The sequence below is a fragment of the Ruthenibacterium sp. genome (assembly GCF_017421385.1).
Lineage (GTDB): Bacteria > Bacillota > Clostridia > Oscillospirales > Ruminococcaceae > Ruthenibacterium > Ruthenibacterium lactatiformans.
The window spans coordinates 22930-37239 of record NZ_JAFOIN010000024.1 but is presented as its reverse complement, the minus strand read 5'-3'; the positions used below and the strand labels follow the sequence as shown (position 1 = coordinate 37239).

Below are 14310 nucleotides of genomic sequence, written 5' to 3'. Positions count from 1 at the left end.
CGGATGCGCCGGCCCCGCGGCCCGCGCCGGCCGCCGAGAGCCGCGCCGGTGATGTGCGCCTTTACGGCGCCTCAATGATCCTCTTGTTGCTGTTCGCGTTCTGAATGGCTGCGGCCTCCGGGTCCAGCGCCTTGTATGCGGCGCACACCTCGGCCGCTTCGCCCTGCATCTTTACGCGGCCCTTTTCCAGCCATGTCACGTGGTCGCACATGCGCTCGATCTGGCCGATGGAGTGGCTCACCAGCAGCACCGTGGTGCCTCCGCTCATCAGCTGGCGCATGCGCTCCTCGCATTTTTCCTGAAACATGAAGTCACCCACGGACAATATCTCGTCCGCAATGAGTACGTCCGGCTTGGTGATCGTGGCGATGGCAAACGCAATACGCGCCACCATGCCGGAGGAATAGTTCTTCAGCGGAACGTCCAGAAATTCCCGCAGCTCGCTGAAATCCACGATCTCGTCGAATTTTTCGTCGATGTACTTGGGCGTCAGGCCCAGCACCGTGCCGTTGAGATAGATGTTCTCCCGGGCGGTGAGGTCCATGTCGAACCCCGCGCCCAGCTCAATGAGCGGCGCGATGCTGCCGTGCACCACCACATTGCCCGCCGTGGGCTTGAACACGCCGGAGATCACCTTCAAAAGCGTGGATTTGCCCGAACCGTTCAGCCCGATGATCCCGTGGAACTCACCCTTATGCACGGTGAGGGAAACATCGCGCAGCGCGTAAAATTCTTCAAACTGCAGCTTGCCCTGCACGGCGGCCAGAAAATACTCTTTCAGGCTCTCGTGCTTTTCCTTTGCCATGTTGAAGCGCATGGACACGTTGTTTACTTCGATCATTTTCACAGCGGCGTCCTCCCTCAGATATGCAGGACAAATTTGTCCTGCTGGCGGCGGAACACGAACAGGCCCACAGCCAGCGCGATGACCGCACACAGGCCGCAGATCCAGACCATGCTCCAGGTGAGGCCCGTGCCGTCCAGCACCGTGGCGCGGAAGCCCGTGATGTACCAGTACAGCGGGTTGAAACGGATGACCTGGGAAAGGCTCAGCTCCACGCTTCCCACCACCAGCGGATTCATCTGCTCAGGGTCATAGAAAATGGCGGAAAAATAGTTCAGCGCCAGCGTAAACACACCCCACAGATGCATCACATCCCGAAAGAACACTGTTGCCGCGGCCAGTGCAAGGCCGATGCCCAGCGTGAATACAAACAGTGTCAGCAGCGGATAAAACGCCAGAAGCACGGTGGCGTGCAGCTTGGCTCCTGTTACAAGCATTACAATAACGAGAGCAATGAACGAGAACAGACAGTTCACCAAAGCAAAGCACACCCGCTCCAGCGGAAAGATGTATTTTGGGATATACACCTTTTTGATGAGCGGCGCCGCGCTCAGCATGCTGCCCATGGCGCTGCCGGTTCCTTCATTGAAAAAGTTGAACAGCAGCTGCCCAATGAGCAAATATACGGAAAAATTTTCGATACCGCTGCCACGCATGTCAAAAAGCGTGGAAAACACCACCACCATGACGACATTCATCAGCAGCGGGTTGAGCACGCTCCACACTACGCCCAGCACGCTGCGGCGGTATTTCAGCTTGAAATCACGGCCGATCAGGTTCTGCAGCAGGTAGCGGTACCGCCAGAAATCTTTGGCGTAAGCCTTCAGCATCTGCATCCCGGTTTACCACCTTTCAAAGAATTCATAGGTCTGCTCCTTGAAGCCCCTGTGCTCCCCATCCTTGGCGGAAAGGCGGATCTCGCCGTCCACCGCGGGCCACACGATGCCCACGTCCGGGTCATCCCACTTCACGCCGCCCTCGGCCGCGGGGTCGTAATAGTCGGTGCATTTGTAAGTAAACTCCGCTTCTTCGGACAGCACCAGAAAGCCGTGGGCAAAGCCCTGCGGGATATAAAACTGCTTCTTATTTTCCGCAGAGAGCGTCACGCCCACCCATTTGCCGAAGGTTTCGCTGTTCGGGCGGCAGTCCACCGCAACGTCGAACACCTCGCCCGACACCACGCGCACCAGCTTGCCCTGGGTATGCTCCTTCTGGAAGTGCAGCCCGCGCAGCACGCCCCTGGTGCTTTTGCTCTGGTTGTCCTGTACAAAGGGGCCGGGAATGCCCGCGGCAGCGAATTCCTCCGCCTGATAGGTCTCCATAAAATAACCCCGGCTGTCGCCGAACACCGTAGGTTCGATGATGATCACGCCGGGGATCTCGGTTGCGATAAAATTGAATTTGCTCATAAACAAGAACAGTCCTCTCCTGTTTTTTCATTCCGCAGCAGGCCCGTCCGCATGGAACAAGCCAAGTATAGAATATCATAAAACGGCCCCGCGTTCAAGGTATCCCGCGCATGCGGGCTTCCAAAGGCCGCGCGCAGCAAAACGCGGCGCGCGGACAACGGGTCTTCCCGTCCGCGCGCCGCCGTTCGTGCGCAGCCTTATTCCACCGGGGCGAAATATTCCGCCGGGTCCACATAAGCGCCGTCCTCCAGGAACTCCAGATGCACATGCGTTTCCATGGAGCTCTCGGCGGGCAGCTCGCCCACCGTGCCCAGTGCGTCGCCCACGGCCACGGTGTCGCCCTCTTTCACAGCGATGTCCGCAAGGCCGCATACGCGTACCGTCAGCTTTCCGGCGTTCAGCTCCACAACGCCGCCCCACTGGGGGTCCTCATAAGCGCGGGCCACCACAGCGCCGGTGGGCGCCGTTACGGCGTCGCCCGCCGCGCCGGCCAGGTCCATGCCATTGTGGGTGCGCCAGTCCTTCATGGTATCGTTGAACACCAGCTCGTCACCACTGAAAGCCTGCAAGGCCGCCCCAGCCCGCGGCGATGCGAACGAGGGCGTTTGCACCGGCTGCGAGCTTGCAGGCGCGGCGGGCGCGGATGAAGCAGGCGATGAGCTGGGCGCAGATGAAACCGTACTTTGCGGCTTCGATGACGAGGATGGCGATGTGGGCGCCACGGGCACGTCCTCCTGCTTTTCTTCTACGGGGGTATGCTGTTCTTCCTGCCATGGAATGTCCTCCTCACCTTGGATCTGCGGCGCGGGGTCCGCGCCCAGTTTGTCCATCATGCTGTTGATGGCAAGGAAACTGGCCGTGGCCGCGCCCGCGATGACGAGCGTCAACGCCAGATAAAAGCCCTTGCCCTTCCAAAAGCTTTTGGATTCCTGATTGTTTTTCATATTTTTCCTCCCTGCCGTGTTGCCGCCCTGGCCCGCGCGCGGCGCGCTGGCTGCGGCTGCGGCACATGATAGTAGTATTTTGGACAGGCGCGCCCCGAATATACATGCCGCCGGCCACGCGGTACGGCCGCAAAAAAATTTACATTTCCGCCGCACCGTGCGTTTTAGCCGGGCTTGCGTTTTTAATCTTAAAAAAGTACAATAATGCTATATACTTCCCGGCCGCATGCCGCCCGTTTGCGGGGCGCGGCCTTTTCAGAAAGGAGGCTCCTCCCATGGCGGGATACATTGCCGGGATCGGCGGCGCGAACGTGGACATCCACGGCCAAAGCGACGCTCCCATCGTAATGCGGGATTCCAACCCCGGCCGCCTGCATCTTTCGGCGGGCGGCGTGTGCCGCAACATCTGCGACAACCTGTGCCGTCTGGGCCTGACGGTGGAGCTGTGCAGCGCTGTGGGCGGTGATGCATACGGCGACATGCTGCGCGGCGCCTGCACCGCCGCGGGCATCGGGACGCGGCATCTGGCCGTGTTCCCCGCCCAGAATACGTCCGCCTACATTTCCATCATGGACAGCGAAGGCGACATGCTCGTAGCCATGAGCGACATGCATATTTTAAAAGAGGCTCTGACGCCCTCGTATGTGGAGGGGCTGCTGCCTGTGCTGAACGGTGCGGACGTCTGCGTGGCGGACGCAAACCTTTCGGCCGGCGCGCTGGAAACGCTCGCCACACGCTGCACCGTCCCGCTGATGCTGGACCCCGTATCCACGGCATGGGCGCGCAACGCCGCGCCGCTGGCGGGATACTTCCACACGCTCAAGCCCAACCTCATGGAAATGGAAGTGCTTTCCGGCATGCGCATCACAAACGAACGCGAGCTGGACGCCGCCTGCGGCATGCTGCTGGAAAAAGGCGTGTACCAGGTGTTTGTAAGCCTGGGACGCGAGGGGCTTTATTTCAGGCGGCAGGGCTGCGGCGCGCTGCGCAAAAAAAGCCGCCCCTTCCCCATGAAAAACGCCACCGGCGCAGGCGACGCCACAATGGCCGGTATCGTGTATGCATGGGTGAACGGCCTTTCGCCCGGGGACACGCTGGATTTTGCGCTGGGCGCGGGCCTTGCGGCCATCGACAGCGCCGATACCATCAACCCGGCGATGAGCCCCGCGCTCGTCGCCAAGCTTGTAAAGGAGTATGTATTATGAATTTGAAAGAATATCTGTCCATCACGCCGGAAATCTCCGCCGCCATCCGTGACGGCAAGCCCGTTGTCGCGCTGGAGAGCACGATCCTCTCCCACGGCATGCCCTACCCCGACAACCTTGCCTTTGCGGCCGAGGTGGAGCGCATCGTGCGGGCGGAGGGCGCAGTGCCCGCCACCATGGCGATCATCGACGGCGTGCTGAAGGTGGGCCTTACGCAGGACGAACTGGAGCTGATGTGCAAAGGCGAAGGCGTGGCCAAGGTATCCCGGCGCGACCTTCCCATCATGGTGGCGGAAAAGCGCACGGGCGCGACGACAGTGGCCTCCACGATGATCCTTGCCAGCCTGGCGGGCATCCGCGTGTTCGCCACGGGCGGCATCGGCGGCGTGCACCGCGGCGCGGAAAAGACCATGGACATCAGCGCCGACCTGCAGGAGCTGCGCCAAACCTCGGTGGCCGTGGTGTGCGCCGGCGCGAAGATGATCCTGGATATCGGCCTGACACTGGAGTATCTGGAGACCATGGGCGTTCCCGTGCTGGGCCTGCGCACAGACGACTTTCCCGCGTTCTACTGCCGCAGAAGCGGCTTCGGCGTAGATTACAACGCCAAAGACGAGGCCGAGATTGCCCGCATTGCCAAAACGAAGTGGGACCTGGGCCTGGCGGGCGGCATACTCATCGGCAACCCGGTGCCCGAGGAATATGCCATGGACTTTGACGAGATGACAGCCGTCATCGAAAAGGCCATTGCCGGCGCCAACGCCGAGGGCGTGCGCGGGAAGAACATCACCCCCTACCTGCTGGCGCACATCGTGGAATACACAGGCGGCCAGTCTCTCAAGACCAATATCCAGCTTGCGTACAACAATGCCCGCGCGGCCGGCAAAATTGCCGTGGCCTACGCCAAGCTGTAAGCGCCCGCCGCCCTGCGGCGGCTGAAAATCAAGAAAACACGAGGAAGTGCAATGGACACCTGCAAAAACTGCGGCAAGCCGCTGGAAAACCCGGACCAGGAGCTTTGCCCGGCCTGCCGCGCCGTGGAAAACGCAAAGGCGCGGACCAGGCGGGAGGAAAAAGCCGGGCATGCGCGCCGTCGGCGCATGAACCGCACCACGCGCAAAATGCTCATCGCCGTTTGCGTGCTCGCCGTGGTCTTCACAGGCCTGTGCGTCACGGCCACAGTGATGTATGACAAATACAACCCGGACGAGTTCATCGCGTCGGTGGACGCCGCGCTGGAGGCGGGCGACGCCCGCGCGCTGAAAAATCTGCTCAAGGGCGAGGACCTGACGGTCTCCGACGAGGGCGCCGCCGCGCTGTGCCGTGCTTTCACAGACGCGGCGCAGCGTGAAGCGCTGCGCGGACAGCTGGAGGACCAGGTGGTAGACGGCGGCGCACAGGGGGCGTTCCCCGCGCTGGGCGTGGAAAAGGAATCGGTGTTCTTCGGCTACAGCCGCTATTCTCTCACCGTCCACAGCGTGCGGCTGCTGCTCAGCTCCCCGGTGCAGAACCTGCGTCTTTCGCTGGACGGCGTGCCCCGCACAGGCGAACAGACGGCGGACGGAATTTTGTATCAGAACCTGTTCCCCGGCCTGTACACCTGCACGGTGACGGGCACCACCGCTGCCGGGCAGGCGGTGGAGGGCGACGCGACGGACCTTGCGCTGCTGTCCTCCGTCGAACCCACTGTGTTCAGCGGCGCCCTGCCCATCGCGGATATCACGGTGTCCGGCTGTGTGAACGACGGCGCGGTCATCACCGTGGACGGCGCGGCTGTGGAGCAAAAGCCTGTGAACGGCGTTGTCACGCTGCCGCAGGTGGCCGTGGGCAGCACCATCGGTATGCAGTATACGGCTCCGTGGGGCGCTGTGACGACAGCCTCCGTGCAGTTCGCAGACAAAACGGTCACCACACTGGCGTTTGAAAACCCGGTGACTGAGGGCGGCGTACCCGCGGCCGGGGAGCTGAACACGCTGCTCACCGCCCATTATGCCGCATATCTGGATGCGCTGAACAATCAGGACACAGCGCTGATCTCCGGCTGCACCGAGGAATACAAAGCCGCGCTCGCACAGGGCGTTGTCTCCGACACACACAAGGCCAACCTGTATGTGATGGGTACCGCCGAGTGCAATCCCGCCGCCATCAAGAGCACCGCGGCGGACGGCACTGCGCGCGTATCGTGCTATGTGAAGCTGACATACACGTATTCAGACCGGGAATCCCACGAGGAGACGCCGGCCACGGCATACCGTGTGTACACGTTCACCTGGGCCGACGGCTGGAAAGTGAGCGCCTCGGCGGACTCCACGGAAGAAGCCTACAATGCCGCCTCGGTGGATGCGCTGCCCTGAAAATCATAAACCGGAGGATACGGCATGAAGCTCTTGTTCAAACAACGCATGTTTTCATGGTTCGACAGCTATGATATCTACAACGAAGCGGGCGACGCCGTCTACGAGGTCAAGGGCGTGCTGAGCTGGGGCCACTGCCTGAAAATCTTCGGCCCGGACGGCGCGGAGCTGGGCACGGTAAAAGAAGAGGTGTTCTCTTTCCTGCCGCGTTTTGCGCTTTACGTGGGCGGCGAATGCGTGGGACAGATCAAAAAAGAATTCACGTTTTTCAAACCCGTGTTTACGCTGGACTGCAGCGGCTGGAGCATCGAGGGCGATATGTGGGAATGGAATTACCTTGTCAGCGATGCGGACGGCCGCACGGTAATGACCGTGCAGAAGGAATTACTGAACTGGACGGACACCTACGTGCTGGACATTGCCGACAGCGCCGACGCACTGTACTGCCTGATGGTGGTGCTGGCCATAGACGCCGCCAAATGCTCGCAGAACGGTTGACCGCGTGCTTACAAAAATAAAAAATGTTTTCGCGGGACCTGATTGCGGAGTCCGCCTATGGTGTCGCTTTCTTAGCATTAAGAGAGCAACCAAAGAGCGGTCCCTGTGGGGCTGGTAACCGGCCAGGCCGGTTTCGCCGCAGGCGAAACGGAGGTGAAAGCCGACGCGCGCCGAGGCGTTCCGTTCCGCTTAAGAAATTGAATTTCCAATTCCACATCAAATTTGAGTTTGCTGTAAAAGCAAAAGCTGCTGAATCGCTTGTCCCATCGAACGATTCAGCAGCTTTTTTATTTGCAGCGTTCTCCATGCAGCACAGACAGACTGCATTTTTATCAAAGCGGCTCTTTTATTTATGCCGTCAGGAGCAAAGCAAAGTAGAACAGCACGATCGCTGCTGCGATTGCTCCCACGATCAGTAAAAGCATCTTCTTCATAAGCACATCCTTCCCCGGCGTTTTTATTTATTGATGAACCTTATTTCATACTCTTCCAAGTTGTACACATTGCCGAAAAAACTTCGCAAAATCGTTTCAGCATTGCTTCGCGCATTGTCCAGCAAGCCGTTTGCGACTGCATCCGTTTCCGCATTTTGAACCAGATTTTTCAGCGCCTCATTGTTTTCTTCCATCTTGATCTGTTTAAAAATGCTTTCGTCTTCATGGTACAGTTTAAACGAATCCCATTTCAGCTCACTGCTCAGTATTTTTGCCTCCGGTAATCTCACTGTAATAGCGGTGTCCTTTATCTCCCATTCAATTTTCGTAAAGTCAAAGCCTGCTTTTATAACTATATCATAGCTGTATATGTATTTGCTTTGTGTAAACGGTATTGTCACACCAAAAAGCTCTCTTGAGCCTTCTGTAACATTTACCGACGTGCAATAGGCCGTTTGTGTGGCCAATTCCCCAATGTTTTCAAATCCCAGTTTCGTCGATTTACTTTCAGATAAAACAACACTGCGTATGCCCAATCCAACAATAACCAGCAGCAGCAGCGCTGCCAGTGCTGCTGCAATTCCCGCGGCCAGCCTTGAGGCAAGCATCCTTTTAAACATGGCCTTAAACCCTTGCTTTTCCTTTTTTCCAACCATAAAATTACCTCCTCATTGTTTTGTACATTCTAAAAATCCGCGAATCCGTAACACCTCCCTTGTATATAACCTGCAAATTTCGCGAATCTAAAACATACTTATTTTGATAAATTATATCAAACTCCCCGCATATTTCGACACGATCCTTCCTGTTTTTAAAATCATCTTTCCGCTATGGGCCGTTCCGCCTCTCCATCTCCACATAAAAACAGAACAGCATGGATAACATCCACACTGTTCTGCCTTTTCTTCTCTCTATTGAAAATCCTTGTTCGGCCCCTGCCGTCCCCGGCGCTGGCGGCGGCGCTTCATGCCCCAGCCCGCTCCCCAGAAGCCGTACCCCACGGCCAGATAACCCGCGCAATATGCAAGCTCCGGCACAGTGTGGAAAACCAGCCACACTCCCAATGCGTACAGCGCGGGATGCACCAGCGGCAGCCACAGGGTGTTCCATTTGCGCTGTGCGGCCGAATGGCTCGCCAGCGCGATGTAAAGCGGGTATACCGCCAGCCAAAGCGCCATCGTGAACATCATGCCCGCTTCGGGCGGCACAAAGCGCACGCCCGCATACGGTACGCCGAAAAACAGCACAGCCCAGACCAAAAGGTTTCCAAGCATCCACCGCAGCATACAGCATTGCCTCCTGTTCTTTCCGTAGCTTTTATAGTTTTGCACAGCAAAGCTATAAAAACCTCATCGTAATGGCCGCAGGCCGGGGCCGGCCCGCATGGCCTAAAAATAGCCTGCGGCTATTTTTTAGTGATTTGATAAAATTGCAATCTTTTTATAGGTCCTTATATAAGCAAAGGGTGATGTTATCACACCCCAAAAGGCAATCTAAGACAACCATGTTTAAACCATTATTGCGAATCTCCCCAACCCTTGCACAAACTGGGAGTTGTGATATTGGTATTATTTAAGCAGCAACAAATTAGTTTGTTCCAAAATGTCTGTTTTAGAAATATCATATGGCATTGGGTCAACGTCCTCAAAGCAATCATTCGATGCATATGAACGATTATCAGTCCACTCTAATACCCACCAGCTTTGAAGAGTGGTAACTTTGAAAAAATCACCATTCAATGTCCAACATTTACCAGATGGCTGTAGTTCAATTTTATTAGCACCAAGTTCCAAAAAGCGTTTTTCACAAATCCTTTTGATTTCATCTTGAGTCATGCAACCACCGCCTTTACAAATTCTTATTTGTTTGATTGGAATGCAGCATGCATAATGGCATTTCTTTCTATCTGCCCATATCACTTTATGTCACCATAGAAAATTCAGACACCATTCTGGCGCCAAAGCGCCAAACCGCCTTACTCTTCCTCCGCCGTTATTTTTCCGCACATGATACGGCCGGCAGCACATACCACGTTCGCGGCCGCAAGCGCGCCCACGGCATACGCCGCGGCGACAAAGGCGTTCAAAAAACGCTCCCGGGACCAAAAATCGCCCAAAAGATGGTCGCTGAACAGCAGCGGCGCCAGCACACCGCGCACCGAAATACCGTCATTAATCTCCGGCACAAGGCTGGCGAAGAAATTGTATCCCAGATCCGCCGCGGCCAGCACGGCCAGAACCAGTGCGCACAGCAGGACGGCCTGCAATTTTTTCATCTCATCGCTCTCCCTTTTTCTTCCCGGCACGCGGCGCGAACGCCTCGAACAGCCGCCCCGGCAAAGCCAGCACCAGCACGATGCCCACGGCCAGGGCCACGGCGATCTTGAACGTCTCCACACCTTTGGCCACGGCCATGGCGTTGTCGCCCATGATGAAATAATAGGCGGTATAGTAAATGCCCGCGCCGGGCACCAGCGCGAAGATGCCGCTGATGAGGAACACTGTGGCCGGGCACCGCCGCACCACTGAAAACACCCGGGAAAGCAGCGCCAGCATCAATGAGGCCAGCAGCGAGGCCACGGCCACCGATGGTTGCCATTGCAGGTACAGCCAATAGCAGCCCCAGCCCACGGCGCCCGTCACGCCCGCCCAGACAAATTCCCGGGGCGGCGCGTTTACCAGAACGGCAAAACCCACCGTCGCCCCGAAGGCTGCGGCAAGCTGCACCAGAAGCTCCCATATCATATCGTCACCCCCGGCAGCAGAGCCGCGCCCTTGAGCACCAGGCCCACGCCCAGCGCGATACCCGCCGCAATGAGCACCGCGTCGATAGCGCGAATGGTACCCGAGAGGTAATCGCAGTTGGCCACGTCGCGGATGCCGTTTGTCAGCGCGACGCCCGGCACCAGCGGGATGATGCCCCCGATGATGACCTTATCCAGGCTGCACGCAACGCCCGCCAGCCCCAGCGCCTGCACACAGGCAAGGCTGACCAGCGCCACCACACCCGCTGAAAGCATGTTGGAGACCAGCTTGTTCAGCGGTGTGCGCACGCGCGTCAGCGCGCGGGTGAACACCCCCACGGCAAAGCCCGGCGCCAGCGCCGTGAATGCGTCCACGGCCGAGCCGCCGAACAGATAGCAAAAGCACGCGGCGGAAAAGGCCGAGGCCGACACCATCAGCCAGCCCGGCAGCCCACGTGTGGCGCGGATCTGTGCAAGCCGCGCAAAGGCTTCCTCCAGCGGCACGCGCCCTGCCACGATCTCCCGCGAGAGCGCGTTCACCGCCGAAATGCGGCCCAAATTCATCTCCACGCGCGGCGTGCTGCGCACCGCCGCGCTCTGCACCGCACCGCCGTCCTCCATCGAGGCGAACAGCCCATTGGTAAGTACATATACATGAAAGCTGCGCGCGCCGTAGCTGCGCGCGATAATCTCCATCGTCTGCTGCACGCGGTAAATTTCCGCGCCGTTGGCCAGCAGCGTTTCGCCCGCGTCCACGCAAAGGTCCAAAATGCGCCTCTGTCCCTCCATCAGCGCCCCGCCTCCGTATTGGTGATGAAATATTCCTTCAGGCTGGGCGTGATGGTGAGGGAGTCCAGCTGCGGATACAGCATGTTGAAATCCAGCTTCACCTTGTCCTTCGCGCCCCTGCACCCCAGGTCCAGCGTGCGCAGCGCGCACAGCCCCCGCAGGGGCGCAAGGCTCTCCAGCTTTACGGCGCTCCAGGCGCTGTACTGCAAAAACAGGTGCTCCAGCGCCGCAGCGCCGTCCAGCCCGCTGATGTCCCGCAGCTTTTTGCAGTCCGTCACAGCAAGGCCCCGCAGTGCGGGCGTGCGCGCGGTATCCCACAGCGCGGCCACCGCCGGGCAGCGGCGCACATACACCCATTCCAGCGCGGGAAAATTTTCAAGGAAGGAAAGGCTCTGCAGCTCCGGACAGCTTTTGATGAGCACCGTCCGCAGCGCGTCTGGCTCCGGCACGGCCTCAAGCGCGGCGCGCAGGCCCGCGGCGGGCACATTCTCCAGCACCAGCGCGCAGCCGTCATCCGTCGTGCCGTCCAGCGCAAGGCTGTAAAAGCCATGGTATTGCTCCAGTATTTCGGGCGAGACATGCAGCGCCATGCTCTTACTCCTTCGCTTCGGTGTAAAGATCGGGCAGGCCGCCCTTGAACGCGCGGTATTCCCGCACCGGCGTACCGCGGAAGCCCAGCTTCTCGTACAGACGGATGGCCGCCGGGTCGTCGGCGTACAGGAACACGTCGGTATACCCCATATCCGGGTTGCGTGCAAAGCCCAGCATCGCCAGCACCGCCGCGGCCGCGTAGCCCTGGCCGCGGAAATTTTCGGCCGTATATACGTCCGACAGATAAAACGCACTGCCGTACCCCTCGCCCACGCAGAAGCTGACGGGGATCTCAGCGCGGTTGTATGCAAACGAAACGCGCGCGCCCGCGCCCAGCTGCTTGTCGATGAGCCGCAGGCCAAAGTCCTTTTCGCCGCAGCTCTCCGTCACAAGCTGCGCCGCCGCTCCTGTCAGGGGCGCGCCTGCAAAGATCTGCACCGGACATTTGTGCACCAGCAGCTCGGGGCTTGTATGCGTCAGCAGCATCATACGCTGGCATTCAAAGGTGTGGACGGTATAGCCGTGCGCCTCAAAAAAAGCGCGGCTCTCCTCCAGCGTCACGCTGTCGGGCTTGGAATAGAATTTTGGCGTGACGTCAAGGCCCTCATAGTAGCTTTCCACAGCCGCAAGGCTCTGCTCGGCCTCCTCCATGCGCTTGAGCACGGCATAGTTGGAGTCAAAGCTCTCGGGATTTTCCCTGTCGCGGAACGCGCGGTAAAACGGCGTTTCGGTATATTCCAGATAGCGCTTGGCGCAGTGTATCTCGTGTTTTTCGCTTGGTGTCGCCATAGTTTCCCAGTCTACTTTCTGATATTATTTTGAATGGCCCCGAACGCGGGGTAGGTGGCATACAAATAATGGGCGATGGCCTCCATCAACAGGTAGTCCTCTTCGGAATCGATGTCGATGATGCCGGTGTCGAACATCTGGTACATGCCGCATTTGCCGTCCCAGACAAAGCCCGTGGTGTTCTCGATGAGGAAGCGCCGCTCGAACACATAAATGGACGCGTTGATGTCGAACACAGGCGGCGTCTGCTGGCGCGCGGTATTGTGGTGGTCGATGACCTTCTCCACATGGTCTCCCGCGAGCTTTGCCATATTCATGTACGGTGTGCGGCGGCTGGGCGTGACGGAAAAAATCAGGTCCAGGTCCGGCCGGGATGCCTTCACCTCATACGCGCCCTCAATATCGCCCGTCTGGCGCAGAGGGCTGGTGATATCCAGGTCGATGAGAGTATCGTATTCGTATCCCTTTTTCTGCTCCATCTGCCGCAGGCTGTACTGGTACACGGGCATTTTTGGCACGATGTCGCCGCACAGCTCCTCGGGGCGCGGCAGCACCGTCACCTCGGGATATTTTTTGGTGATAACGTCGATGAGCAGCCCGCTGTCTGTGTTCAGGCACACGTCGACGGCAAGGTCCGGCCTGCTCCGGATGAACAGCTCCGCCGCAGAAAGGCTGTAATACGAGAGCGGGTGGCCGTCGAAGATCTTCAGGTTCTTATTTTTAAACCCCTTGCTGCCCGCGCGGCCGCAAATGGTGATGAGCACACGCTTTTGTTCCATACTTTTACAGTTCCCCCAATGTGAGTTTTAATACGTCAAGCGCGGTCTCGGGCGTGTTCACGCTGGGGCCCGCGCCGCTTTGGGCGTAATCCAGAAAATAGGCCATCTCCCGCAGATAACGCTCGTTCACAGGCTCTGCGTAATTCTGCACCGTGCCGTCCTCCAGCGTCAGCGTGCCCGCACCGAAATCCGCCGTGACCGTGCCGTTTTTGCACAAGAGCTCGATGCTGCGCCGGTATTCCCGGCCGAAGTAATCCAGGTGCACCTCGCACAGTAGCGTGGGGTATTGGGCTATATAGACGGAAAGGTCGTCCGAGTCGATCTCCAGATGGCTGTACGTCCCTTTAAAATTATACATCTTTTCCGGCTTCCCGAAAAGCTCCACCAGATAATCCCATTCATGGATGAGGTCGATGGTGACGCCGCCGCCCATGTCCTTGTGGGCGGAATACACGGTGCGGTAATCCACGCCGGGCCTCCAGCCGGGCAGGTAGGACGAGCACAGCACCCGGGCCGAATACACCGACAGCGCCGGCAGCGCCTTCTTGAGGGCCAGCATCGTGCCGCACCAGCGCATGGGGGCGGCCACATAGGCCTTCTGCCCCGGGGCCAGGCAGTCCGCAAGGGCCCGGTCCGTGCGTTCAAAGATCGGCTTTTCTATAAAAAGAGTATCCGCTTTGCCCCGCAGATTTTGTAACATCCCGAAATGCAGGTGCGTCGGGTTCGTGATGAACGCCGCGTCATAGCGGGCGTGTTCGGGCAGGGATGTGAATTCGCCCGCCAGCAGCGCGCGCGTTTCCTCCGGAAGCGCACGGGCCGAGGAGCGAAGCGCCCACGCGCGCACCGGAATGTCCTTTTGCGCCGCCACCGCGTGCAGGTTTTTCAAATGCCGCGTGCCGATGCTGCCCAGCCCTACAAACAATACGTCCAT

The 14310-nt window shown here is 58.8% G+C and carries 18 protein-coding genes; 4 read left to right on the top strand and 14 right to left on the bottom strand.

Translation table 11 applies throughout. The features are described from left to right. Positions 1 to 61: 61 nt before the first annotated feature. The 4 genes from IIY41_RS03165 to IIY41_RS03150 all read right to left on the bottom strand — a co-directional run bounded on the left by IIY41_RS03165 (position 62) and on the right by IIY41_RS03150 (position 3197). Entirely contained in the window at positions 62 to 841 is a 780-nt protein-coding gene (locus IIY41_RS03165; protein ID WP_040910398.1) for an ABC transporter ATP-binding protein, read from the bottom strand. Positions 842 to 861: 20 nt separating this feature from the next. Beyond that, the gene (locus IIY41_RS03160) at positions 862 to 1680 is read right to left on the bottom strand and encodes an ABC transporter permease (protein ID WP_009324974.1); all 819 of its coding nucleotides are present in this window, start codon (positions 1678 to 1680) and stop codon (positions 862 to 864) included. 6 nt (positions 1681 to 1686) lie between these two features. Further along, complete coding sequence (gene rfbC / locus IIY41_RS03155; RefSeq protein WP_040910399.1) at positions 1687 to 2253, bottom strand: dTDP-4-dehydrorhamnose 3,5-epimerase; 567 nt, start codon at positions 2251 to 2253, stop codon at positions 1687 to 1689. 197 nt (positions 2254 to 2450) lie between these two features. Next, entirely contained in the window at positions 2451 to 3197 is a 747-nt protein-coding gene (locus IIY41_RS03150) for a peptidoglycan DD-metalloendopeptidase family protein (protein WP_287399651.1), read from the bottom strand. Between the two features lie 275 nt (positions 3198 to 3472). Between IIY41_RS03150 and IIY41_RS03145 the strand changes: the two genes are divergently transcribed. The 4 genes from IIY41_RS03145 to IIY41_RS03130 are packed head-to-tail and all read left to right on the top strand — an operon-like array spanning position 3473 to position 7254. Next, entirely contained in the window at positions 3473 to 4402 is a 930-nt protein-coding gene (locus tag IIY41_RS03145; RefSeq protein ID WP_009324977.1) for a carbohydrate kinase family protein, read from the top strand. Continuing rightward, on the top strand, positions 4399 to 5316 hold the full coding sequence (locus tag IIY41_RS03140) for a pseudouridine-5'-phosphate glycosidase (RefSeq protein ID WP_050004671.1): 918 nt from the start codon (positions 4399 to 4401) through the stop codon (positions 5314 to 5316). The genes IIY41_RS03145 and IIY41_RS03140 overlap by 4 nt, the downstream gene beginning before the upstream one ends. 51 nt (positions 5317 to 5367) lie before the next feature. Further along, positions 5368 to 6756, top strand: a complete 1389-nt coding sequence (locus IIY41_RS03135) for a zinc ribbon domain-containing protein (protein ID WP_287399649.1) — start codon at positions 5368 to 5370, stop codon at positions 6754 to 6756. Between the two features lie 24 nt (positions 6757 to 6780). Next, positions 6781 to 7254, top strand: a complete 474-nt coding sequence (locus tag IIY41_RS03130; RefSeq protein WP_119981172.1) for an LURP-one-related/scramblase family protein — start codon at positions 6781 to 6783, stop codon at positions 7252 to 7254. A 457-nt stretch (positions 7255 to 7711) separates the two neighbouring features. Here IIY41_RS03130 and IIY41_RS03125 read toward each other — a convergent pair whose 3' ends face one another. The 10 genes from IIY41_RS03125 to IIY41_RS03080 all read right to left on the bottom strand — a co-directional run bounded on the left by IIY41_RS03125 (position 7712) and on the right by IIY41_RS03080 (position 14310). Then, positions 7712 to 8344 (bottom strand): DUF4230 domain-containing protein, encoded by a 633-nt coding sequence (locus IIY41_RS03125; RefSeq protein ID WP_287399647.1) that lies wholly within the window; start codon positions 8342 to 8344, stop codon positions 7712 to 7714. Positions 8345 to 8599: 255 nt separating this feature from the next. Continuing rightward, complete coding sequence (locus IIY41_RS03120) at positions 8600 to 8974, bottom strand: hypothetical protein (RefSeq protein WP_050004675.1); 375 nt, start codon at positions 8972 to 8974, stop codon at positions 8600 to 8602. Positions 8975 to 9256: 282 nt separating this feature from the next. Then, entirely contained in the window at positions 9257 to 9523 is a 267-nt protein-coding gene (locus tag IIY41_RS03115) for a hypothetical protein (RefSeq protein ID WP_134109248.1), read from the bottom strand. Between the two features lie 140 nt (positions 9524 to 9663). Beyond that, positions 9664 to 9963 carry a hypothetical protein gene (locus tag IIY41_RS03110; protein ID WP_287399645.1) on the bottom strand — a complete coding sequence of 100 codons (300 nt, stop codon included), beginning with the start codon at positions 9961 to 9963 and terminating at the stop codon, positions 9664 to 9666. 1 nt (position 9964) lies between these two features. After that, the gene (locus IIY41_RS03105; protein WP_119981168.1) at positions 9965 to 10432 is read right to left on the bottom strand and encodes a threonine/serine exporter family protein; all 468 of its coding nucleotides are present in this window, start codon (positions 10430 to 10432) and stop codon (positions 9965 to 9967) included. Then, entirely contained in the window at positions 10429 to 11220 is a 792-nt protein-coding gene (locus IIY41_RS03100; protein ID WP_287399643.1) for a threonine/serine exporter family protein, read from the bottom strand. The genes IIY41_RS03105 and IIY41_RS03100 overlap by 4 nt, the downstream gene beginning before the upstream one ends. Beyond that, complete coding sequence (locus tag IIY41_RS03095) at positions 11220 to 11810, bottom strand: hypothetical protein (RefSeq protein ID WP_158557624.1); 591 nt, start codon at positions 11808 to 11810, stop codon at positions 11220 to 11222. Before IIY41_RS03095 ends, IIY41_RS03100 begins: the two co-directional genes overlap by 1 nt. A gap of 4 nt (positions 11811 to 11814) precedes the next feature. Next, entirely contained in the window at positions 11815 to 12600 is a 786-nt protein-coding gene (locus IIY41_RS03090; RefSeq protein ID WP_287399641.1) for a GNAT family N-acetyltransferase, read from the bottom strand. An 11-nt stretch (positions 12601 to 12611) separates the two neighbouring features. Next, the gene (locus tag IIY41_RS03085) at positions 12612 to 13379 is read right to left on the bottom strand and encodes an acylneuraminate cytidylyltransferase family protein (protein WP_009324998.1); all 768 of its coding nucleotides are present in this window, start codon (positions 13377 to 13379) and stop codon (positions 12612 to 12614) included. Positions 13380 to 13383: 4 nt separating this feature from the next. Further along, positions 13384 to 14310 (bottom strand): Gfo/Idh/MocA family protein, encoded by a 927-nt coding sequence (locus IIY41_RS03080; RefSeq protein ID WP_009325000.1) that lies wholly within the window; start codon positions 14308 to 14310, stop codon positions 13384 to 13386.